Origin of the sequence: Cellulomonas sp. 73-92, assembly GCF_001898175.1 — a bacterium.
Classification (GTDB): Bacteria; Actinomycetota; Actinomycetes; order Actinomycetales; family Cellulomonadaceae; genus Cellulomonas.
On the sequence record NZ_MKTH01000024.1, the window covers coordinates 296,667 to 317,462 of the forward strand.

Annotated in this window: 20 protein-coding genes; 15 read left to right on the plus strand and 5 right to left on the minus strand. The window is 73.2% G+C overall.

What is annotated here, in order from left to right; genetic code table 11:
- Positions 1–52: 52 nt before the first annotated feature.
- The 6 genes from BGO37_RS16770 to BGO37_RS16795 all read left to right on the plus strand — a co-directional run bounded on the left by BGO37_RS16770 (position 53) and on the right by BGO37_RS16795 (position 4,683).
- Entirely contained in the window at positions 53–982 is a 930-nt protein-coding gene (locus BGO37_RS16770) for a LysR substrate-binding domain-containing protein (protein WP_291756796.1), read from the plus strand.
- A gap of 201 nt (positions 983–1,183) precedes the next feature.
- The gene (locus tag BGO37_RS16775) at positions 1,184–1,918 is read left to right on the plus strand and encodes a DUF4396 domain-containing protein (RefSeq protein ID WP_291756798.1); all 735 of its coding nucleotides are present in this window, start codon (positions 1,184–1,186) and stop codon (positions 1,916–1,918) included.
- A gap of 221 nt (positions 1,919–2,139) precedes the next feature.
- Complete coding sequence (locus BGO37_RS16780) at positions 2,140–2,388, plus strand: SHOCT domain-containing protein (protein ID WP_291756799.1); 249 nt, start codon at positions 2,140–2,142, stop codon at positions 2,386–2,388.
- Between the two features lie 35 nt (positions 2,389–2,423).
- Entirely contained in the window at positions 2,424–3,008 is a 585-nt protein-coding gene (locus tag BGO37_RS16785; RefSeq protein ID WP_291756801.1) for a sulfocyanin-like copper-binding protein, read from the plus strand.
- A 156-nt stretch (positions 3,009–3,164) separates the two neighbouring features.
- Positions 3,165–3,413, plus strand: a complete 249-nt coding sequence (locus tag BGO37_RS16790) for a hypothetical protein (RefSeq protein WP_291756804.1) — start codon at positions 3,165–3,167, stop codon at positions 3,411–3,413.
- 70 nt (positions 3,414–3,483) lie between these two features.
- Positions 3,484–4,683, plus strand: coding sequence for a cell wall metabolism sensor histidine kinase WalK (locus tag BGO37_RS16795; protein ID WP_291756805.1), 1,200 nt, complete (start codon positions 3,484–3,486; stop codon positions 4,681–4,683).
- Position 4,684: 1 nt separating this feature from the next.
- Here the strand turns inward: BGO37_RS16795 and BGO37_RS16800 are convergent, their stop codons facing one another.
- The 4 genes from BGO37_RS16800 to BGO37_RS16815 all read right to left on the minus strand — a co-directional run bounded on the left by BGO37_RS16800 (position 4,685) and on the right by BGO37_RS16815 (position 9,216).
- Entirely contained in the window at positions 4,685–5,440 is a 756-nt protein-coding gene (locus BGO37_RS16800) for a response regulator transcription factor (protein WP_291756807.1), read from the minus strand.
- A 73-nt stretch (positions 5,441–5,513) separates the two neighbouring features.
- Positions 5,514–7,880, minus strand: a complete 2,367-nt coding sequence (locus BGO37_RS16805; protein WP_291756809.1) for a cation-translocating P-type ATPase — start codon at positions 7,878–7,880, stop codon at positions 5,514–5,516.
- 7 nt (positions 7,881–7,887) lie between these two features.
- Positions 7,888–8,064, minus strand: a complete 177-nt coding sequence (locus BGO37_RS16810; protein ID WP_291756810.1) for a YHS domain-containing protein — start codon at positions 8,062–8,064, stop codon at positions 7,888–7,890.
- Between the two features lie 180 nt (positions 8,065–8,244).
- A complete protein-coding gene (locus BGO37_RS16815; protein WP_291756811.1) occupies positions 8,245–9,216 on the minus strand; it encodes an aminotransferase class V-fold PLP-dependent enzyme in 972 nt (323 codons plus the stop codon).
- Between the two features lie 157 nt (positions 9,217–9,373).
- Here BGO37_RS16815 and BGO37_RS16820 point away from each other — a divergent pair, with 157 nt between their 5' ends.
- From BGO37_RS16820 to BGO37_RS16855, 8 genes are all read left to right on the plus strand, one after another.
- Entirely contained in the window at positions 9,374–10,300 is a 927-nt protein-coding gene (locus tag BGO37_RS16820; protein WP_291756813.1) for a LysR family transcriptional regulator, read from the plus strand.
- Between the two features lie 187 nt (positions 10,301–10,487).
- Positions 10,488–11,687: an ATP-binding protein gene (locus BGO37_RS16825; RefSeq protein ID WP_291756816.1), complete on the plus strand. Its 1,200-nt coding sequence runs from the start codon at positions 10,488–10,490 to the stop codon at positions 11,685–11,687.
- Positions 11,688–11,691: 4 nt separating this feature from the next.
- Positions 11,692–12,348, plus strand: a complete 657-nt coding sequence (locus BGO37_RS16830; protein ID WP_291756819.1) for a response regulator transcription factor — start codon at positions 11,692–11,694, stop codon at positions 12,346–12,348.
- A 209-nt stretch (positions 12,349–12,557) separates the two neighbouring features.
- On the plus strand, positions 12,558–13,289 hold the full coding sequence (locus tag BGO37_RS16835) for a hypothetical protein (RefSeq protein WP_291756821.1): 732 nt from the start codon (positions 12,558–12,560) through the stop codon (positions 13,287–13,289).
- On the plus strand, positions 13,286–14,245 hold the full coding sequence (locus BGO37_RS16840) for an electron transfer flavoprotein subunit alpha/FixB family protein (protein WP_291756823.1): 960 nt from the start codon (positions 13,286–13,288) through the stop codon (positions 14,243–14,245). The genes BGO37_RS16835 and BGO37_RS16840 overlap by 4 nt, the downstream gene beginning before the upstream one ends.
- A gap of 30 nt (positions 14,246–14,275) precedes the next feature.
- Entirely contained in the window at positions 14,276–15,751 is a 1,476-nt protein-coding gene (locus BGO37_RS16845) for an FAD-dependent oxidoreductase (RefSeq protein ID WP_291756824.1), read from the plus strand.
- 73 nt (positions 15,752–15,824) lie between these two features.
- Positions 15,825–17,126 carry an FAD-dependent oxidoreductase gene (locus tag BGO37_RS16850; RefSeq protein WP_291756825.1) on the plus strand — a complete coding sequence of 434 codons (1,302 nt, stop codon included), beginning with the start codon at positions 15,825–15,827 and terminating at the stop codon, positions 17,124–17,126.
- Positions 17,127–17,134: 8 nt separating this feature from the next.
- Positions 17,135–17,425 (plus strand): ferredoxin family protein, encoded by a 291-nt coding sequence (locus BGO37_RS16855; protein ID WP_291756827.1) that lies wholly within the window; start codon positions 17,135–17,137, stop codon positions 17,423–17,425.
- Positions 17,426–17,580: 155 nt separating this feature from the next.
- Here BGO37_RS16855 and BGO37_RS16860 read toward each other — a convergent pair whose 3' ends face one another.
- Positions 17,581–18,471: a Dyp-type peroxidase gene (locus tag BGO37_RS16860; RefSeq protein ID WP_291756829.1), complete on the minus strand. Its 891-nt coding sequence runs from the start codon at positions 18,469–18,471 to the stop codon at positions 17,581–17,583.
- A 1,004-nt stretch (positions 18,472–19,475) separates the two neighbouring features.
- On the opposite strand from BGO37_RS16860, the gene BGO37_RS16865 reads away from it, so the two are divergent.
- Complete coding sequence (locus tag BGO37_RS16865; RefSeq protein WP_291756831.1) at positions 19,476–20,678, plus strand: integrase core domain-containing protein; 1,203 nt, start codon at positions 19,476–19,478, stop codon at positions 20,676–20,678.
- Positions 20,679–20,796: the final 118 nt, after the last annotated feature.

Genomic DNA, 20,796 nt, shown 5'->3' on the forward strand with positions numbered 1-20,796 from the left:
TGCTGGCGTGCCCGCTAGCCGCCGGTCGCCGATCACGTCATAGGCTGCCCCTATGGCGACATCCCCGGCCGCGGCGCCGGACCTGCGGGCCCTCGGCCTCCTCGTCGCCGTGGCCGACGCCGGCGGCATCGGCGCGGCCGCACGGTCCCTCGGGATCAGCCAGCCCTCCGCCAGCGACGGCGTCCGCGCGCTCGAGCGACGGCTCGGGCTGACGCTCGTCCGACGCGGACGCACGGGTTCGGAGCTCACCGACGCGGGGCGGATCGTCGTGGAGCTCGCGCGCCGGGTGCTCGCCGCGACGAGCGACCTGACGGACGCCGCGCGCACCCTGCGTGGCGAGGCGGCCACCCAGCTGACGGTGTGCGCCAGCCTGACGGTCGCCGAGCACCTGGTGCCCCAGTGGCTGGTCCGGATGGCGCACGAGGCGCCGGAGATCAGCATCGCCGTGCGCATGGCGAACTCCGCGGACGTGGCCGAGCAGGTGCGCTCCGGCGCGGTCGCCCTGGGCTTCGTCGAGGGCGCCTCCGCACCGCACGGGCTGCGCAGCACCACGATCTGCACCGACGAGCTCGCGCTCCTGGTGCGGGCCACCCACCCGTGGGCCGGCGCGACGGCGCCGCTGCGGCCGCGGGACCTGGACGGCGTGCCGCTGGCCTTGCGGGAGCCCGGCTCGGGCACCCGGGACGTGCTCGAGCGCTGGCTCGCCGAGGACGGCGTCCGGCCCACCGCCGCCGTCGAGGTCGCCTCGACCACGGCCCTCGTCGCCGCGGCGCTGTCCGGCGTCGCCCCGACCGTCATCTCCCGGCTCGCCGTGCAGGCCGAGCTCGCGGAGGGTCGCCTGGTGCAGGTGCCGCTGGCCGACGCGCACGCGGCCCACCATCGCGGCGGTCCGCTGCGCCGCCGCATCCGCGCCGTCTGGCGCGGACCGGCGTCGCCCGGCCCTGCGGCGGCACGGCTGCTCGAGGTGATCCTCGAGGGATGACCAGCCGGGCCGCGTGCCCGCTGCCTGGCGGAGCGGCCGCCCTCCAGATGCCGGCACCACGCGGCGGATGACATCCTCGGTGAGAGTCGCTCGCCCGTGGCGCCCGAGGTCCGGCGCCGCGAGCCTGCCCGGGCAGGGGCCCACGCCCGGCCGTCCCGGGGTGCCGCCGTACCCCGCGCGCACCCGAGAGGTGACCAGCCGATGCCTGCCGTCGTCGAGCTCCATAGCGCCGACCTGCCCACCTGGACCGCCGCCGTGGCCTGGACCACCCTCGGCCTCGGCCTGGCATGCGCCCTGCTCATCGTCGTCGACGTGCTGCGCCGGCCGCAGCGCATGGCCGTCATGGCGGTCGTCTGGCCGCTCACCGCGCTGTTCGGGTCGCTGCTCTGGACGGCCGCCTACCTGCGGTGGGGCCGGGGCGCCCGGCGCGGCCACGATCAGCACCGGCGCGAGCCGCCCATGGCCGTCGCGGTGGTCATCGGCACGTCGCACTGCGGGGCGGGATGCGCCCTGGGCGACCTCGTCGCCGAGTGGCTCATCGTCGCGCTCCCGGCGGTGGCGGTGGCCGGCGGCTACCGCTGGATCTTCGCCGACCGCCTCTACGCGGGCTGGGTGCTCGACTTCGCGCTCGCGTTCGGCATCGGCATCGCGTTCCAGTACTTCGCCATCGCGCCCATGCGTCACCTGTCCCGTCGCGAGGGCCTCAGGGCCGCCGTGACCGCTGACGCCCTGTCGATCACGGCGTGGCAGGTGGGGATGTACGGCACCATGGCGCTCGCCCAGCTCGCCGTGGTCCCCGCGCTCGCCGGCGGGCGACTCGCCGTGGCCTCGCCCCAGTTCTGGGCCGTCATGCAGGTCGCGATGGTCGTCGGATTCGTCACGGCCTACCCCGTCAACTGGTGGCTCATCCGGGCGGGCGTCAAGGAACGCATGTGAGGCGCCCGCGTCCGTCGAGGCGCGCCGGCAGGGCCCGACGAAGCACCCGACCTCGGAGCCACCGGGCACCTGGCGGTCCTTGAGGGACACCCGCCAGACCTCTGGCAAACGTGAGGCGAACACCCGGGGGAACCCGTGGTCGCCCGATGGATGGTGGTCGTGCCGACAGGGGCGCCGGTTCTTCGGCGACGTGCTCGGCGCGATGAGAGGAGTGCACGGCGATGATGGGGTGGTACGGCATGGGCATGGGCTGGGGAGCCTGGCTCGGGATGGGCCTGTTCTGGCTCGTGCTGCTGGGGGTGATCCTCTACGCGGTGGTGCGGCTCCTGCCGTCGGGTAGGGCCGGCGGCCGTGACCGCGGTGCGGACTCCCCCGCGGAGATCCTCGACCGGCGGTTCGCGCGCGGGGAGATCGACATCGAGACGTACCGGGCGCAGCGGGCGGCGCTGTTCGACGGGGGTGCACGGTGACGGCACCGATGGCCGGCGGCCCCGGCCGACCGGCCGTGCCAGGGCGCAGCGACGGCCGCCGACGCACCCGGCTGGTCGTCGTCCTGGTCACGGCCGTGGTCCTGCTCGTCGGCTCGGTGACGGCGGCGGTCGCCTGGGGTGGCCCGAGCCGGCCGAGCGCCGCGGTCGTCGGCGGCGGCTGGGGCGGCATGATGGGCGGCCACGTCGTCGCGTCCGTCCCGCAGCTGGCCGGGACCACCGTGCGCGTCACCGCCGTCGACATGGGCGCGATGATGGGCGGCGGCCGGGCGGGGCTGGTCCTCGATCGCGCCTCGGCCCCCGCCGGCACCGTCTCGCTGGTGCTGACGAATGCCGGATGGCGCAGCCATGAGCTCGTCGTGCTGCCGCTGGCGGCAGGCCAGCGGGTGGGGACCCGCGCGGTCGGAGCCGACGGCACCGTCGACGAGTCGGGCAGCCTCGGCGAGGCGTCACGCAGCGGCGGCGCCGACGCCGGGGACGGCATCCAGCCCGGCACCGCCGGCTGGACCACGCTCGACCTGCCGGCCGGCCGGTACGAGCTGATCTGCAACGTCCCCGGCCACTACGCGGCCGGGATGTACGCCGAGCTCACCGTCTCCTGACCCGCTGCGCGAGGTGCCCAGGGCTGCTACACCTTCGTCGAACCTTCGTCGTTCACCCCGGCTGACATGGCTACGGACGCGGGAGGGTGGCGGGAGCCGGGCTGATGCCCCGGACCTCGTCCGGCCGCGGGCCGGACCGGCGGAGGGAGTGCGGCGATGATGGGCTGGTACGGCATGGGCACGGGCTGGGCCTGGCTCGGGATGGGCCTGTTCTGGCTGGTGCTGCTGGGCGTGATCCTCTACGCGGTGGTGCGGCTGCTCCCCTCGGGCGGCGCGAGCCGCGGCGACCGCGGGCCCGAGTCGCCCGAGGACATCCTCGACCGGCGGTTCGCGCGCGGCGAGATCGACCTCGAGACGTACCAGGCGCAGCGGGCGGCCCTCCGGCAGGCGCGGGGCGACCGGTGAGGGGCGTGCCGCCCCGGTGGCCGGTGACCGCCACCACGCGGCACGCCGGGTTCGTCGCCAGGCACGGCGGATGAGCGACGCCCCCGAGACGGCCACGGACCCGACGCCCCGCCGGCCGCGCTCGTCGTTCTCGCGCCTGGGCCTGGGCGGGCGCCTGTTCGCGGCGATGGCCCTGGTGGTGCTGACCGGGGCCGGGACGCTCCTGGCGGTGTCGCTGCTGGTGGCCCCGGCCGTGTTCATGGAGCACCTGAGCCGGGCTGGAGCGCCGAACCTCACCCCGGCCGTGACCACCCACGTCGACCGCGCGTTCACGCAGGCGACGCTGATCTCGCTGGGCACGGGGACGCTCACGGCGGTGGTCGCGGCGGGGCTGGTCACCTGGCTCGTGGCCCGGCGCATCGCCACGCCGGTGAGCGACCTGGCGCTCGTCACCGGCCGCCTGGCCAACGGCGTGTACGAGGCGCGCGCCGCCGACCCCCGCCTCGGTCCGGAGTTCGCCGCGCTCAGCTCGTCGATCAACGCGCTCGCCACCCAGCTGTCGACGTCTGAGGACACCCGCCGGCGGCTGCTGAGCGACCTCGGCCATCAGCTTCGCACCCCCGTCGCGTCGCTCGAGGCGACCGTCGAGGCCATCGGTGACCACGTGCTGCCGATGGACGAGGCCACCCTGACCACCCTCACCGACCAGGTGGGCCAGCTGCACCGGCTCGTCGCCGACATCGAGTCGGTCTCCCGCGCCGAGGAGCGCCAGCTCGCGCTCGACCCGCAGCCCGCCGCGCTGGCGGACCTCGCCCAGCGGGCCGTGGCGGTGATGCTGCCCCAGTTCCGCGCCGCCGGCGTCGAGCTCGAGATCCAGCCGGGTGGGCAACGGCCCACGGTCGTCGTGGACGCCGACCGCATCGTCGAGGCCCTGCTCAACGTCCTGGACAACGCGCTGCGCCACACGCCCGGCGGGGGTCAGGTCGTCGTGCGCCTGGACGGCCCGATCCCCGACCCGGACGAACCGCGCCGGGTGCTGGCCACCCTCGTCGTCGCGGACGACGGCGAGGGTTTCGGCCCGGAGCAGGCCCCGCTGCTCTTCCGGCGCTTCTACCGCGCGGGAGCCCCGACGAGCGGGCGGGCGGCTGCCGGCCCCGGCCGGCACGGCTCGGGCATCGGCCTGACGATCGCCCGCGGCATCGTCGAGGCCCACCACGGGACCATCAGCGCCCGCTCCGACGGCCCCGGACGCGGCGCGACGTTCACCATCACCCTGCCGGCGCGGCCGTGAGTCAGCCGGGACCCATCCGGTAGCCGACGCCCCGGACCGTGAGGATGTAGCGCGGCGCCTGCGGGTCGTCGCCCAGCTTGCGGCGCACGTTGCCGACGTGGATGTCGACGAGGTGCTCGTCGCCCACCCAGTCCGACTGCCACACCGTGTCGATCAGCTGACGGCGCGTGAACGCCTGCCGCGGATGGCCGCTCAGGGCGTCGAGCACGTCGAACTCGGTCCTGGTCAGGTGGACGGTGCTGCCCCCGAGGCTGACCTCGCGGGCGACCGGGTCGACGGTCAGGGCGCCGAACCGCCGCCCCTCCGGCCCGGGTTCCGGCGCGCTCGGGGCCGGGGCCGACGAGGCCGCCGTGCTCGTCGTCTGGCGCACGCCGATGTGCGGGCGGCGCAGCATGGTGCGGATCCGGGCGATCAGCTCGCGTGGGCTGAAGGGCTTGGTGACGTAGTCGTCGGCCCCCACCGACAGGCCGACGAGCTTGTCGACCTCGTCGGCCCGGGCCGTGAGCATGACGACGTAGGCGTCGGAGAACGTGCGCAGCGCCCGGCACACCTCGATCCCGTCGATGCCGGGCAGGCCGAGGTCGAGGACCACGACATCGGGCGCCTCGCGCCGGGCGACCTCGAGGGCCTCCTCGCCGCTCGAGGCGGAGCTGACCAGGAAGCCGTCCAGCTCGAGGTAGCCGACGACCGCCCGCACCAGGCTCGGCTCGTCGTCCACCACGAGCGCGCGGAACCGCCCCGGCTCGTCGCTCGTCATGCCGGCCACCACTCCACGCGCCGCATCGTAGGTCCGCTGCCGTGCTCGCCGCCCGACCACGTATCAGGCACGGTCACGCTGCCTCGGGGAGACGCAGCCGGCGCAGCAGCAGCGCGTTGGCGGTGACGATGAGCGTGGAGCCGGACATCGTCAGGGCCGCGATCTCGGGGCGCAGCCACAGCCCGAGCCAGGCGTAGAGGGCGCCCGCGGCGATGGGCAGGGCGAGGGCGTTGTAGCCGATCGCCCAGCCGAGGTTCTGGTGCTCCTTGCGGACGGTCGCGCGCCCGATGCGCAGCGCGGTCGGCACCCCGAGCGGGTCAGAGCGCATGAGGACGACGTCGGCGGTCTCGATCGCCACGTCGGTGCCCGCTCCGATGGCGATGCCGAGGTCCGCGGTGGCCAGGGCCGGCGCGTCGTTGACGCCGTCGCCGACCATCGCGACGCGGCGTCCGGCGGCCTGCAGGGCCGTGACCTGGGCCGCCTTGTCCTGCGGCAGCACCTCGGCCAGGACGGTGTCGATGCCGAGCTCGGTGGCGATGCGCTCGGCGGTCGCCCGGTTGTCGCCGGTGAGCATGACGACCCTGATGCCGGCGTCGTGCAGCGCGCGGACGGTCGCCGCGGCCGTCGGCCGTGGCGCGTCGGCGAGGGCGATGACCCCGACCGCCCGACCGTCGACGGCGACCAGCACGGCGGTCCTGCCGTCGTCGGCCAGCGCGTCCCGTCGTGCCGCGAGGTCGCCGAGGTCGACGCCCTCGGCCTCCAGCAGGCGCTGGTTGCCGACGAGCACCTGGTGGCCGTCGACGGTCGCGGTCGCCCCGCGCCCGGGGACGTTGCGGAACCCGGTGGCCACGCGGCGCGGTGCGCCGCGGTGGGCGGCGTGCCGGGCGACGGCTCGGGCCAGCGGGTGCTCGGACTCACGCTCGACCGCCGCCGCCAGGCTCAGCAGCTCGAGCTCGTCCACGCCGCCGGCGACGACGTCGGTGACCTCGGGCTCGCCGGTGGTCAGGGTGCCGGTCTTGTCCATCACGACCGTGTCGATGCCGGCGGACGTCTCCAGCGCGGTGGCGTTCTTCACCAGGACGCCGCGCTGGGCGCCCAGGCCGGTGCCGACCATGATCGCGGTCGGCGTGGCCAGTCCCAGGGCGTCCGGGCACGTGACGACGACGACCGTGATGGCGAAGAGCATCGCCTGTGCGAGACCCGCGCCGACCGCCAGCCACGCCACCAGGGTGGCCACCCCACCGAGGAGGGCGACGAGGACGAGCCAGAACGCGGCCCGGTCCGCCAGGCGCTGACCGGGGGCCTTGGAGTTCTGCGCCTGCTGCACGAGCGCCACGATCTGGGCCAGCGTCGTGTCCGTGCCCACCTTCGTCGCCCGCGCGCGCAGGGAGCCGGTGGTGTTGATCGACGCGCCCACCAACCCGTCGCCGGGGCCCTTCGCCACCGGCAGCGACTCTCCCGTGACCATCGCCTCGTCGACCTCCGACTCCCCTTCCTCGACGGTCGCGTCGACGGGCACCTTCGCCCCGGGTCGGATGAGGAGCAGGTCGCCGACCTCGACCTCGTCGGTCGGCACCTCGACGGCCTCGCCGTCGCGCAGGACGACCGCCCGAGGCGGAGCCAGCTGGAGCAGGGTCCGGACGGCGTCGTTCGCGCCGCCCCGAGCGCGCATCTCCAGCCAGTGCCCCAGCAGGACGAACGTCGTCAGGACGGTCGCCGCCTCGTAGAACACCTCCCCGCCACCCGTCAGCGTGACGACGAGGCTGTACAGCCAGCCGGCGCCGATGGCGACGGCGACCAGCACCATCATGTCCAGCGTCCTGGCCCGCAGGGCACGGACCGCCCCGTCGAAGAAGATCCACGCGGAGTACGCCACCACCGGCAGCGAGGCGATCAGCGCGACGACGTCGTCGCGCAGGCCGAACGGCGCCGGTGCGCCGAAGTGCAGCACGTCGCGCCCGATCGGCGACCACAGCAGCACGACGACCGACAGCGCCGCCGCCACGACGAAGCGGTTGCGCATGTCGCGGGCCATGTCCGCCATCGACCCACCGTGACCGCCGTGACCCATGGCCTCGTGCGCACCGGGCGCGCCGGCCATCGCGGCGTGCTCGTCGTGCGCCACGGCGTGGCCCGCGTGTCCCCCGGCCATCGCAGGCATCGGGCCGGCCGCCATCGCCTCGGTGGGCTCGGCCATCGGGTCGCACACGTGCTCGGGGACCGACCGACCGGCGCAGTGGTACCCGCAGTCCCGCACCCACCTCGTCAGCTCGGCCACCGATGTCGCCGCGGCGTCGTACGTCACGGTCGCCGTCTGGGCGGCGGCGTTGGCCGAGACGTCGACGACGCCCGGGCGCCGCCTCAGGCTCCGCTCGAGCACCGGCTGCGACGTGGCCCAGTGCAGGTCCCTGACGTCGAGCACCACGGTCCGCTGAGGCACGGCGCGCCTACCGGACGTAGCGGCGAGGGTCGACCCCGAAGGCCGCGGCGCAGCCCGTCGAGCAGAAGGAGTAGGTGGTCCCCTCGAACTCGCGGCTGGCAGCGGCGCCTGCCGGCTCGACCTTCATCCCGCAGACGGGATCGATCACGCGGGCGTCGTCTGCGGGGTCGTCGAAGAGGCGCATCGGTATCTCCTTCGCTTGAGCCCGGCGGAGCCGTCGAGCTCACCCACAGTACCCCCCAGGGGTATGCGGCCTACAAGCACGGCACCTCGCCGCGGTCATCCGGCGTCACCGCCGCCCGCTACGGCTGCACCCGCGACGGCGGCATCGCCGGCGTGCCCCTCTCGGCGGCCCTCAGGTGGGTCAGATGAGGGCGGCAAGTGCTGCCGCGACGTCCTCCATGTCGTTCCACACGTGGAAGCCGAGTCGCACGCACTCGCCCCGGCCGGCCGCACGGATCCCCGCAGCGGCGAGGCGGTCGGCCTTGCTGCCGTCGGGGTCCGGCAGCGAGACGATCGCGGTTCCGGCGGGAGCCATGTCGAGGCGGGTGCGCAGTGCGTCGGCCAGACCGACGTCGTGGCGGCGGATCGCGTCGGGGTCGGGCCCCGCGAGCTCGTCGGCGAAGGCTTCGAGCGCGGGCACGGCGCCCACCCAGCACAGCCAGGCGGGCGACGTGTCGAAGCGGCGGGTGTCGTGGGCGAGACACACGTCGTGCCCGTAGACGGAGCCCCACACGTCCTCGCCCGCGTACCAGTTGGCGTGCACCGGGCGTAGCCGGTCGCGAGCCTCCTCCCCCGCAGTGAGGAACGCGGTTCCGCGCGGTGCACACAGCCACTTGTAGGCCGAGGTGACGGTGACATCGAGGCGGCTGGCGTCAACGGGCAGCCAGCCGGCGGCCTGAGTCAGGTCGACGACCGTCAGGGCCTCGTGCGCCCGGGCAGCGTCCACGATCGCGTCGAGGTCCGCGATCGCACCGTCGATCGACTGGACCAGGGACAACGCGACCGCGGCGGTGCGCGGGCCGATCGCGTCGGCGATGCGGCCCAGCGGCACGTCAACCACCCTGAGGTCCCCGCGGGCGAGGAAGGGGTAGGTGACGGAGGTGAAGTCCCCACACGCCGTCACCACCTCGGCACCTGCGGGCAGACTGGCCGCGACGAGCCCGACGAACTCGGCCGTCGTCGCCCCGATCGCGGCGTGTGCGGCGGGCACTCCCACGACACGCCCGAACGCCGTTCGTGCTGCAGCGACTGCTTCGTCGTACGCGACGAGGTCTGGTGACCCCGCCTGCCATGCCGCGATCGCGTTCACCATCGCTTCGGCTGTGCCACTCATCGGTAGGCCGCACGTCGCCGTGTTGAGGTAACCAGGGGCAGGGGTGAATGCCGATCGGAGTGTCTGCAGCGTCACGAGCCGAGGTTGGCGCGACGCAGTCGATCACACAACGGCAGATCGACGACGGAGTCCATTCGCAGACGTTATGGTCCTCCCCGTGGACGATGCCCTCCGCGGGCTGGACGTCGGCGCGCTGCGCCTTCTGCAGGCGATCGCCGAGCACGGCACGCTCACGGCTGCCGCCGAAGCGCTCGACGCCAGCCAACCAGCGGTGTCCCAGCATGTCCGTCGGCTGGAGCGGCGGCTTGGCACGGCGCTGCTCGACCGCTCCGGCCGCCGTGTGCGCCTCACCGAAGCGGGCCAGGTGCTCGCCACCTACGGCGTCGCCGTCAACGCGGCCGTGCGTGCCGCGGGGGCCGAGGTGGCGGCGCTGACCGGGCTGCAGGCCGGCGTCGTGCGGCTCGCGGCGTTCCCCTCGTCGTCCGCGACACTGGTGCCGAAGGCTCTCGCCACGCTGCGCAAGAGCCACCCCGGCCTGACCGTGACCTTGGAGGAGGCAGAGCCGCCGCAGTCCCTCGCGTCGCTACGCACCGGCGCCTGCGATCTCGCGGTGGCGTTCGCCTACCCCGGTGTCGAGCTCGGCCGGTACGAGGACGACCTGTCCGGGCTGGTCTCGCGCCACCTGCTCGACGACCCGACGTTCGTCGCGCTACCCGAGGACCACCCCCGCGCGCACCAGGAGCACCTCGACCTGGCGGACCTTGCGTCCGAGACGTGGATCGCGGGGTGCCCCCGCTGCCGGGGACACCTGCTGACGGCCGCCGCCGGATGCGGGTTCACGCCCGACATCGCCTATGCGACCGACGACTACGTGGCCGTCCTCTCCCTGGTCGCGGCAGGCCTCGGCGTGGCGCTGGTGCCGGGGCTGGCGCGGCGGACGGCCGACCGGCACCCCGGCGTCGTCGTGCGAGAGGCTGCAGGGACCTCGGCGCGCACGGTGCACGCCGTCACGACGCCGGACCTGCTCCGCGTACCCGCCGTCGCGGCCACGATCGAGGCGTTGGCGTCGGCCGTCGCGTTCTGACTCAGCCGGCGAGCCCGTGTCGTTCGCCACCGAGACGGACAGCCGACACTGCGCGCTCGTGATGTCCTCGGGGCTCGAACCCCAGTCAGCCGCGCGGGAAACCGTGTCCAGGCACCTGGAGAGAGCCAGGGTCCCCCTGGGTCCCCGGTCCCCTGACGCCGCACCGCCCGGTCCCTACCCTCGAAGCGTGGCCGACGTCGACGCCGTGACGCTCCTGACGGAGCTGGTGCGGATCAACGACGTCCTCAACTGGTCGCAGGACCGTGTCGAGACGCTGACGGACGCCGCCGATCGCATCCGCAGGTTCGTCGGCGCGAAGCTGGCGCCGATCTTCCTGCTCGACCGCACCGGCACCAGGCTCGAGCTGGTCACTGACGACGCCCAGCGCCGCGTGCTGCAGGAGGGCTTCGGCACCATGCCGGCGGTGCAGCACCTGCGCTCGCCGTGGATCAACGCCGAGGAGTGGCCCGTCTCGGCGGCGGACCACCTCGACCACGAGTCCTGGGCGATCCTGCCCGACGACTTCAAGGCCTGGTTCGGCACGTCGGGCATCGTGGTCTCGATCCACGCCGACGGCCGGCACCTGGGCGCCGTCCTGCTGGCCTTCGACGGGGACTTCCACCTGGACGACGACGTCCGTGCCTTCCTCGCCGTGGCCGGCCGCATCCTCGGCAACGCCCTGTACCGCTGGCAGTCCAGCGAGCGCGAGCAGGAGCTGGGGGCCCTGCAGGAGCGGCGGCGCCTCGGCGAGGAGCTGCACGTGGACCTGGCGCAGCAGACGGCGGCGCTCGGCCTCCAGGTGGAGGCCGTCCGGCTGGACGTCGAGACCGGCTCGGACCTCCTGGACGCGGACGTCGCCACGCTCCAGGCCTCCGTCGACAGCCTGCAGAAGAGCCTGCGCCACCAGATGCTGGGCCTGCGCGCGGACGCCGCGCTCGGCAGCGGCCGGCTCGTCGACGCGGTGCGCGAGCACCTGGACACCTTCCGCAGCCAGCTCGAGCTGCAGGCGCACTTCGTGTGCCGCGACCGAGCGGTCGTGGACCAGGTGCCCGTGACCGTCTCGGCACAGCTGCTGCGGGTGCTGCAGGAGTCGCTGTCCAACTGCCACCTGCACGCGGCGGCGACCGCGGTGACGGTCCGGCTGTTCGCGGCGAGCACCCGCGTCCGCATGGAGATCCAGGACAACGGCATCGGGTTCGACCCGGCCAGCGTCCCGGACTCGCGGCTGGGCCTGTGCATCATGCGCGAGCGCATGGCCCAGGTGGGCGGCACCCTCGCCATCACGTCGATGCCGGCCGGCGGCACGCTGGTGGCCGCGGAGGCGCCGTTGAACCCCGCGGGACGCACGGTGGGCGGCCCGGGCGTCAGCGTGCTCGAGAGGATCTGAGCCGATGGAGCCCACGAGCGTGCTCGTGGTCGACGACCACGAGCTGTTCCTCGACGGCCTGACCTCCCTCATCGGCAAGTGGCCCGACTTCGAGGTCGTCGCGACCGCGTCGGACGGCGCGACGGCGATCGAGCTGGCGCGCCGGCTGCGCCCGCAGCTGGTGCTCATGGACGTGCGGATGGAACCCATGGGCGGGGTCGAGGCCACCGCCCGCATCTGCGCCGAGGACCCGTCCGTCAAGGTCGTCATGCTGACGATGTCCAAGCTGGGCGAGGACGTGTACCAGGCGCTGCGCAGCGGCGCCGACGGCTACGTCATCAAGGACGAGCCGGCGCACCGGCTCCACGACTACCTGGCGGCCGTGATGCGCGGCGAGACCGCGCTGTCCAGCGCCCTGGCCGCCCAGGTGCTCGCGGAGTTCACGGGCGCGCCGATCGGACGTCACGGCGCGGAGCCACCGGCGGGCGACACCCTGACCGTGCGTGAGCTCGACGTGCTGCGGCTGCTGGTCGACGGCCTGTCCAACGAGGAGATCGCCCGCGACCTGCACCTGGGCGAGACCACCGTGAAGAAGCACCTGGGCCGCGTCATGGACAAGCTCCACATGCGCAACCGGGTCCAGGTCGCCGTCTACAGCGTCCGCAAGGGCATCGTCTCCTGACCCGACGGTCCCCCGGCGACCGGTCGGCGCATACCCCCGAGGGGTAACCGATCGGTCGCGCAGGTCCGCCCGAACGATGCTGGTCCGCGCCGCCGCAGGGCGCCATCGTGGGTCCTGTCCGAGGGTGAGCGGGCGCCGCAGGCGCCGGTCGCCCCCGCCGCTCCGGGCGCCCTCGGGCGCCCGGTGAACGCCACGGGAGGAAGGCCGCGATGCGGGTCGTCATCGTCTACAAGTGGGCACGGGATCCCGGTGCTGCCGCCGTCCGGGCCGACGGCAGCGTCGACTGGCGCGGCGCGAAGATGGCCGCGGGCGAGGACGACCCCGCCGCCCTGGCGGCCGCGCAGCGGATCGCCACGGCGTCCGGCGGGGAGCTCGTCGGCCTGACCCTCGGCAGCGGCGACGCCAGCTGGGCGCTGGCCCGGGGCGTCCAGACCGCCTGCTCGGTCACCGACGCGCCCGCCCTGGCGGACAACGCCGCGACAGCCGCGATCATCGCGGCCGCGGTGCGCCACATCGGCGACGTCGACGTGGTCGTCATCGGCGACGCCAAGCAGGACCCCGGCGTCGCCGTCGCGGTGGCGGGGCACCTGCGCTGGCCCGCGCTGGTCGCCGTCACGTCGGCGACGGCCGAGGACGGTCAGGTCCTGGCCACGCGCCGCACGCCGGAGGGCACCACGACGGTGCGGCTCGGCACGCCGGTGGTCGTGGGGGTCGCCGCCGAGGCCGACGTCGACCGTGTCCCGGGCATGAAGGAGCTGCTCGCGGCCCGCAAGCGCCCTCTCACCACACTGACGCTGGCCCAGGTCGGCGCCACCGTGGGCGACGTCGAGAGCCGAGGCAGCGAGCTGCCGCCGCCGCGGGCGACGCACGTCTTCGAAGGGTCGCCGGAGCAGGTGGCCGGCCAGCTCGTCGCGGCGCTGCGTGCGGAGGGCGTGCTGTGAGCGCCACGACGGACGACCGGACGACGAGAGGGACGGCGGGGCCGATGGGCGGGGTCTGGATCGTCGTGGCCGACGAGGCCTGGCCGGCGGCGCTCGAGGTCGCCCGGGCCTCCGGGGGCACCGTCACCGCCGCCGTCGTCGGGCCGCAGCCGCTCGCGGACGCCGTGGCGGCCGCGGGGGTGCCGGTGGTGTGGGTGGAGCCCGCCCGGGACACCCCGGCCGAAGCGTACGCGGTGAACCTGGCCGCGCAGGTCGCGGCCGCGAGCCCGGACCTCCTGGTCAGCACGGGCGGACCCGCCGCGCGCACCCTGCTCGGTGCGGCCGCCGCCGCGGCCGGGGCGAGCCTGGTCCCCGGCGTGCTCGCGGTGACCGACGGGCCGCGGTGGACCGTGCGGCGCGCCGTGCTCGGCGGCGAGGCGATCGAGACGCTGACCGCCCCCGCTCCCCTGGCCCTGATCCTGGCTGCCGACGAGGCCGCGGACCGGCCGGCCGCGACCGGCGTCGCGCCCGGCACGGTCGCCAAGGCCGACACGGCCGCCGCGGAGATGGTGGTGGCCGGCACCCAGCCGGCGCCGCCCGCCAGCGGCATCGTCGACGCGCGCACCGTCGTGTCCTTCGGCCGTGGCGTGCACGCCAAGGCCGACGTCGCCCTCGTCGAACGACTCGCTCAGGCCCTGGGCGCCGAGGTCGGCTGCTCGATGCCAGTCGCCGACGACCTCGGCTGGCTGGACCGGTCCCGCTACGTCGGGCGCTCCGGCCAGCACATCTCCCCCCGCCTCTACCTGGCGGTCGGGATCTCCGGAGCACCCCAGCACCTGGAGGGCGTGCGCGGCGCCAAGGTCCTGGCCGCGATCAACAACGACCCCAAGGCCCGCATCTTCCGCCGCGCCGACTACGGCGCGGTCGGCGACCTGTACGAGGTGGTGCCGGCCCTCATCGCGGCACTGCAGCAGTGACCCCGCAAGAGTCCACGTCAGGAGACCATCATGAGTGAGCAGTTCGACTCCAGCTACGACGTCGTCGTCATCGGCGGTGGGGCGTCCGGGCTGTCGTGTGCGGTGCAGGCGGCCAAGGACGGCCTGACCTGCGCACTGCTGGAGAAGGAGGAGCACACCGGCGGCAGCTCGGCGTTCGCCGAGGGCCACGCGGCGTTCGAGTCCGACGAGCAGATCAAGCGCGGCATCACCGTCACCAAGACGCAGGCGTTCGACACCTACCTGGACTACTCCCACTGGCGGGCCGACCCCACCATCGTCAGCCGCTTCGTCGCGAACGCGGCCACCACCATCGTCAAGATGCGCGACGAGGAGGGTGCCGTCTACGAGGACGTCACCGTCACCGCGGTGGACCAGCCCGGCGAGCTCGTCACGTGGCACCTGCCCGAGGGCGAGGTGGCCCACCTCATCGAGCTCCTCGAGGCCGACGCCCGGCACCGCGGCGTCGACATCTTCCTGTCCACCACGGCCACGTCCGTGCTGCAGGACGCGACGGGCAAGGTCGTCGGCGTGGCGGCCAGGGACGCCGACGGCGAGCAGGTGCGGCTCGGCGCCAAGGCCGTGGTGATCGGCACCGGCGGTTACGCGGGCAACCCCGAGCTCATCGACAAGTACACGCGCTACGACCACCTGGGCGGCAAGCTCATCAACGTCGGCGGCCCCGGCAACACGGGCGACGGCCTGGGCATGGTGCTGGCGGCGGGCGGCACCGAGCACCCGTCCATCGGCACGCTGCTGCTGTTCCCGATCATGCGGGACAAGACCATCACCAGCCACACCAACGCCGCGGGCTTCCAGCCCTACTTCTGGGTGAACGCCCACGGGCGCCGGTTCACCGACGAGGTCATCGGCCTCAACTTCGGCAACGCGGGCGACGTCACGGCGGGGCTGCCGGGCTCGATGTTCTGGTCGGTCTTCGACACCGCGACCATCCGCCACCTGGTGGAGGACGGCAACGAGGTGGGCCTGGGCATCTACGTGCGCAACGGCGAGAAGCTCGTCAACCTGCCCACCGAGATCGAGGCGGACGCGGCCGACGAGACCCGCACCAACGTGGTGAGCGCCGACACCGTCGAGGAGCTCGCCGTCAAGATGGGTGTGGACCCGACTGTGCTGCGCGCCGAGGTCGACGCCTACAACGCCGCCTGCGCCGCGGGCGAGGATACCCGGTTCCACAAGCCCGCCAAGTTCCTGCTGCCGGTCACCACCCCGCCCTTCTACGGCGTGAAGATGGAGACCGGGATCATGATCACGATGGGCGCGATCCGGATCGACGACCACATGCGCTGCCTGGACAAGGCCGGCGCGCCCATCCCCGGCCTGTACTCGGTCGGCTGCGACGCCGGCGGGCTGTTCGGCGAGTCCTACAGCCTGCCGATCCCCGGCTCGGCCAACGGCTTCGCCCTGACCTCCGGCTGGCTCACCGCCGACGACATCGCCGAGCGGATCGAGGCCGGCGTCCTGTAGCAGGCCTGGTCGTGGCCGGTCGTGGTCCCTTCCCGGGGGCCACGACCGGCCACGTCCCCCGGGGAGGAGCGGCATGAGTGGGTCCGGCGTCGATTTCGACGTCATCGTGGTCGGCGCCGGCGTCGCCGGTTGCGTCTGCGCGTACCGGCTGGCGCAGGCCGGCCACGAGGTGGTGCTCCTCGAGCGAGGGGCCGAGCCGGGGGCGAAGAACCTGTCCGGCGGCGTCCTCTACTGCCGGGTCATGGAGCAGATGTTCCCCGGCTTCGTCGACCAGGCGCCGGTGGAGCGGCGCATCACGCGCAACGTGCTGAGCTTCCTCAACCCGACGTCGCACGTGAACGTCGACTACTGGGACGACAGGCTGGCCGACCCCGTCAACGCGGTGAGCGTGCTGCGAGCGCGCCTCGATCCGTGGCTGGCCGCCCGGTGCGAGGAGGCCGGCGTCACCGTGATGCCGGGGATCCGGGTCGACCGGCTCCTGGTCGAGGACGGCGTGGTGGTCGGGGTGCAGGCCGGCGACGACGCGCTGCGCGCCCACGTCGTCGTCGCCGCCGACGGGGTCAACTCCTTCCTCGCCCAGGGCGCCGGGATCCGCGCCGCGGAGCCGCCCGCCCACCTCGCCGTCGGGGTCAAGTCCGTCATCGGCCTGCCGCGCACGACGATCGAGGACCGGTTCCGGGTCAGCGGCGACGAGGGCGTGGCGTACGCCGTCGTCGGGGACTGCACCGACGGCGTGGCGGGGGGCGGCTTCCTCTACACCAACGCCGAGTCCGTGTCCGTCGGGGTGGTGCTGCGGCTGGACGACCTGGACGCGCGCGGCGCGTCCTCGTCGGACATCCACGACCGCTTCCTCGCGCACCCCGCCGTGGCGCCCCTGCTGGCGGGCGGCGAACCGCTGGAGTACGGCTGCCACCTCACCATCGAGGACGGCCCGGCGATGGTGGCGCACGACCTGGCGCGGCCCGGGCTGCTGCTCGTCGGGGACGCCGCCGGGTTCACCCTCAACACCGGCCTGACGGTGCGCGGCATGGACCTGGCGGCGGGATCCGCCCTGGCCGCCGCCGCCACGGTCGAGGAGGCGCTCGAGGCCCGCGACGTGTCGCAGACGGCGATGGACCGCTACCGGACCCACCTGGCCGCCGGCTTCGTCCAGGCGGACATGACCACCTACGCCAAGGCGCCGGCGTTCCTCGACAACCCCCGGCTGTACCGCGACTACGGCCTGCTGCTGGCGGACGTGCTGCACGGCGTCTACGACCTCGACCTCACCCCTCGCCGGCACCTGCTGCCGACGGCGCGTGCGGCGCTGAAGAAGACCGACCTCACGCTGACCCGGCTCGCCCGTGACGGCTGGGCGGCGGTGAGGGCGCTGTGAGGAGCACCATGGTCGACCTGGGCGGCGTCCACGACCGGCTCGCGCGCAACTCGTTCACGCTCGACGAGGAGTGCAGCCACATCGAGGTGCACCAGGAGGAGGCGCGTCGCACCGGTGCCGGCGCCCTCCTGGTGAGGATCTGCCCGGCGCACGTGTACTCGCAGGAGCCCGACGGCTCGCTCGCGGTCGCGTACGCCGCGTGCCTCGAGTGCGGCACCTGCCGGGCGGTGGCGCCGCCCGGCACCCTGACCTGGCACTACCCGCGCGGCGGGTACGGGGTCACCTTCCGCGAGGGCTGAGCGGTGGCCGCGGCGCCAGCCACCGCCACGGTCCGGCCTCCGGCCGCGCCAGCCGGAAGACAGTGCCCGCGCGACCGCGCCGCCGCGCTCCTCTGCCTTGACGATGCCGGATATTGCCGTGCCGACCGCGAAGCATGCCGACGTTGGGGACGCGATCAAGCTTGGTCGGCGGCGGCGACGAGATCGTCGTAGCTCGGTACGAAGTAGTACGACCCGGTGAGCGGAGTCGCGTAACGGGTGAGCGCATCGCGGTCACCGTCGAGGCCGGCCATGCTGCGCAGCATCGCCTGCAAGGGACGTTGGGAGGCGCTGAAGCCGACGAACATCGTGCCGTGGTGGCTGAGGGTGCCGTAGGCGGTGTTGCGGCGGAAGATCTTCCCGTACTCGTCCTGGTCCGTGCGTGCCGCGTGCGAGGTCGAGGGACGATCGTTGAGCTCGACGCTGTCTGGCTTGGTGCGTCCGATGACTCGTTCCTGCTCCGCGTCCGGCAAGGCAGTCCAGGCGGCGTAGTTGTGCTCCCACCGCTGGACCAGGAGCACGGCTCCTCCTGAACCAGGCATCTGGTCGGCGACGAGGACGAGGCCAGGCGCCTCGGCGGCAGTGGGATTCTCGGTTCCGTCGATGAACCCCGTGAGGTCGCGGTGGTGCTGGTAGGGCCAACCGTGCGTCTCGTCGGCCAGGGCGACGATGGTGCCGAGCTTGTCTGCGATGCCAGCCGCCACGTCAAACAGCCGGTCGCGCTCCGCCGCGGCCACCCAGGCGACCAGGTCGTGCTGCGTGGCCGGCATCGAGAACCCGTCGGGTCCCACGATCGGCTCGGTGAAGCTGGTCGTGCCGGCCGGCAAGGCGCCGGGCCGTGTGGCTGACCACAGCTCCGGGCGGAAGCCGATGACCAGGTTCACACCAGTCGTGGAATCGTGGGCCGTCGCGATGGCGGCAGCCGCGCTGACGACGCGGTCGGCATCGGCGAGGGACGTCCGGTCGAACTCCAGGTACGCGTGAGCGGCTGTGCCGACGGCAAAGAGCCCCACCTGTGCGTGTGTCATCGGTTCCGCCTATGTCGTCGGGAGTCGGACGGCCGCCATCCCCTGCATCTGAAGTTCGTCCGGCGGACAGATCGGTGTAGCTGAGCATCAGTGGGTCGCAGCCCGGGCGACAAGTCACCAAGCCCGTGGGAGCGCCGACTGCAGCTAGAGCGGCGAGCGGCGGGGCGTGCCCGAAGGCGGTGCACACAACGGCCCCGGTCGCCGGCACGCTGACGAAACCATACCAAGTGGGCCCGCGAGCGCTTTGGTGTCAAGATGGTTGCTGGCGCTCACCTTCGTCCTTCCTTTGCCGGGCGCGGTCCGACAAAGGAAATGGCGGACCGTGGCCACGCATTCCGAGCGAGTGCTCCGCCGATCATGATCACGCGATCGTCCGGCGATAGGCCGGGCCGTCTCGCCGGCCACCCGCACGCTGACAGGATGCAGTACTCGGGCTTCAAGGGGCTACCCTGCAAGGAAACGCCCGAAACGTGTTTTGCAGAACGATGCGAACCCGTAGCAAGAATAGCCGAAGAACTACCGCCACGGCTACCGACGCAAGCACCTCACCGACGAGTTCATCGAGCTGGTTCGCCAGGCCATCTTGGGTATCGAGTGAATCCAAGTTCGATGAGGTGGGGCGTGACGCGACCCGCCGATCTCTCGGGGGATTCAAGTCTCACATCGCTGAACTGCGCACCTGCAAACTCGAGCCCCATACGCAACGCACCCCGGAGTCGACTCCCATGCTCCGGCGGCAACGCGAACACCGAGGTCAGGCCACTCCCCTGCGCCTCAGAGTCCTTGAACGCATGGGCACTTTGCGGCGACTTTCTGGCCACCGACAAGCATGAAGGCCGCCTCCCCACCCGGAGAAACGGCCTCTGACCTGCTCAAACGTGGAGCTGAAGGTGTCTGGTTTCAGGACCTTGTGAACGGGTGTCTCAAGACACTGTGAACGGTGTGGTGCTGGCGGTCGGCATGTCTCAGGACCTTGTGAACGGCGCCTGGGCGACGGTCGGGCGGTGGACAAGCCGGAAGTGCTGGTCAGGGCCGTGGTCGATCTCGGGCTGTCGTACGGGCAGGTCGCCGCTCGCTATCGGGTGAGCAAGACGCTCGTGCACCGACTGCACCACCGGTGGCTGGTCGAAGGCGAAGCTGCGTTCACCCCGCGCTCGTCACGACCACGGTCGAGTCCGGCCCGCATCGACGAGGCCACCCGCGCCAGGGTCGTTCAGCTGCGCGACGAGCTGACCGGCGCCGGGCTGGACGCCGGCGCGGACACCATCCACCACCTGCTGACCGCGCAGGGCGCGTCGATCAGTCGCTCCAGCGTGTGGCGGATCTTGACGTCGAACCACCGGATCCTCGCCCAGCCGCACAAGCGTCCCCGGTCCTCCTACATCCGCTTCGCGGCCGAGCAACCCAACGGCTGCTGGCAGTCGGACTTCACACACTGGCGCCTGACCGGCGGCCTGGAGGTGGAGATCATCGGCTGGCTGGACGACCACTCCCGGTTCCTGCTGCACCTGTCGGCCCACCGACGCGTCACCGGACGGACCGTGACCAGCACCTTCACCAGCGCCGCTGCGCAGCACGGCTGGCCGGCGGCCACCTTGACAGACAACGGCAACGTCTACACCACCCGCTACGCCGGCGGTCCGGCCGGCCGCGGGCACGCCAACGCGTTCGAGACCCTGCTGGCCATCGAGGGCATCACCCAGAAGAACGGGCGCCCCTACAAGCCGACCACCCAGGGGAAGATCGAACGGCTCTGGCAGACCCTGAAGAAGTACCTGGCCGCCCACCCCGCCGCGACCATCGGCCAGCTGCAAGGCGTGCTGGACGCCTTCGCCGAGCACTACAACCACCACCGGCCCCACCGGGCCCTGCACCGGCTCACCCCGGCAGTCGCCTACACCCGCATCCCCAAGGCCACCCCGGCCCGACCCGACGACCCGGACCTATGGCGAGTGCGCTACGACACCGTCGACGCCTCCGGGAAGATCTCGCTGCGCTGGGCCAACCGCATGCTGCACCTAGCCATCGGCCGCACCCACGCCGGCACCCCCGTGAACCTGCTGCTGCACGGCCTGGACACCACCGCCATCGACATCGACGGCGTGATCCTCGCCGAGCACCACATCAACCCCGAACGCACCTACCAGCCCCAACGAAAAACGGCTGAACCCCCGAAACCGAGGGTTCAGCCGTTCACGATGTCCTGAGACATCACAACGTGGAGCTGAAGGGACTCGAACCCTCGACCCCCTGCAGCGCGACGGCAGGCTCGCCCGTCTCGCCGCGGATCGAGTCGACTGGCGTCGTCTCGGACCTTCTCCGCTC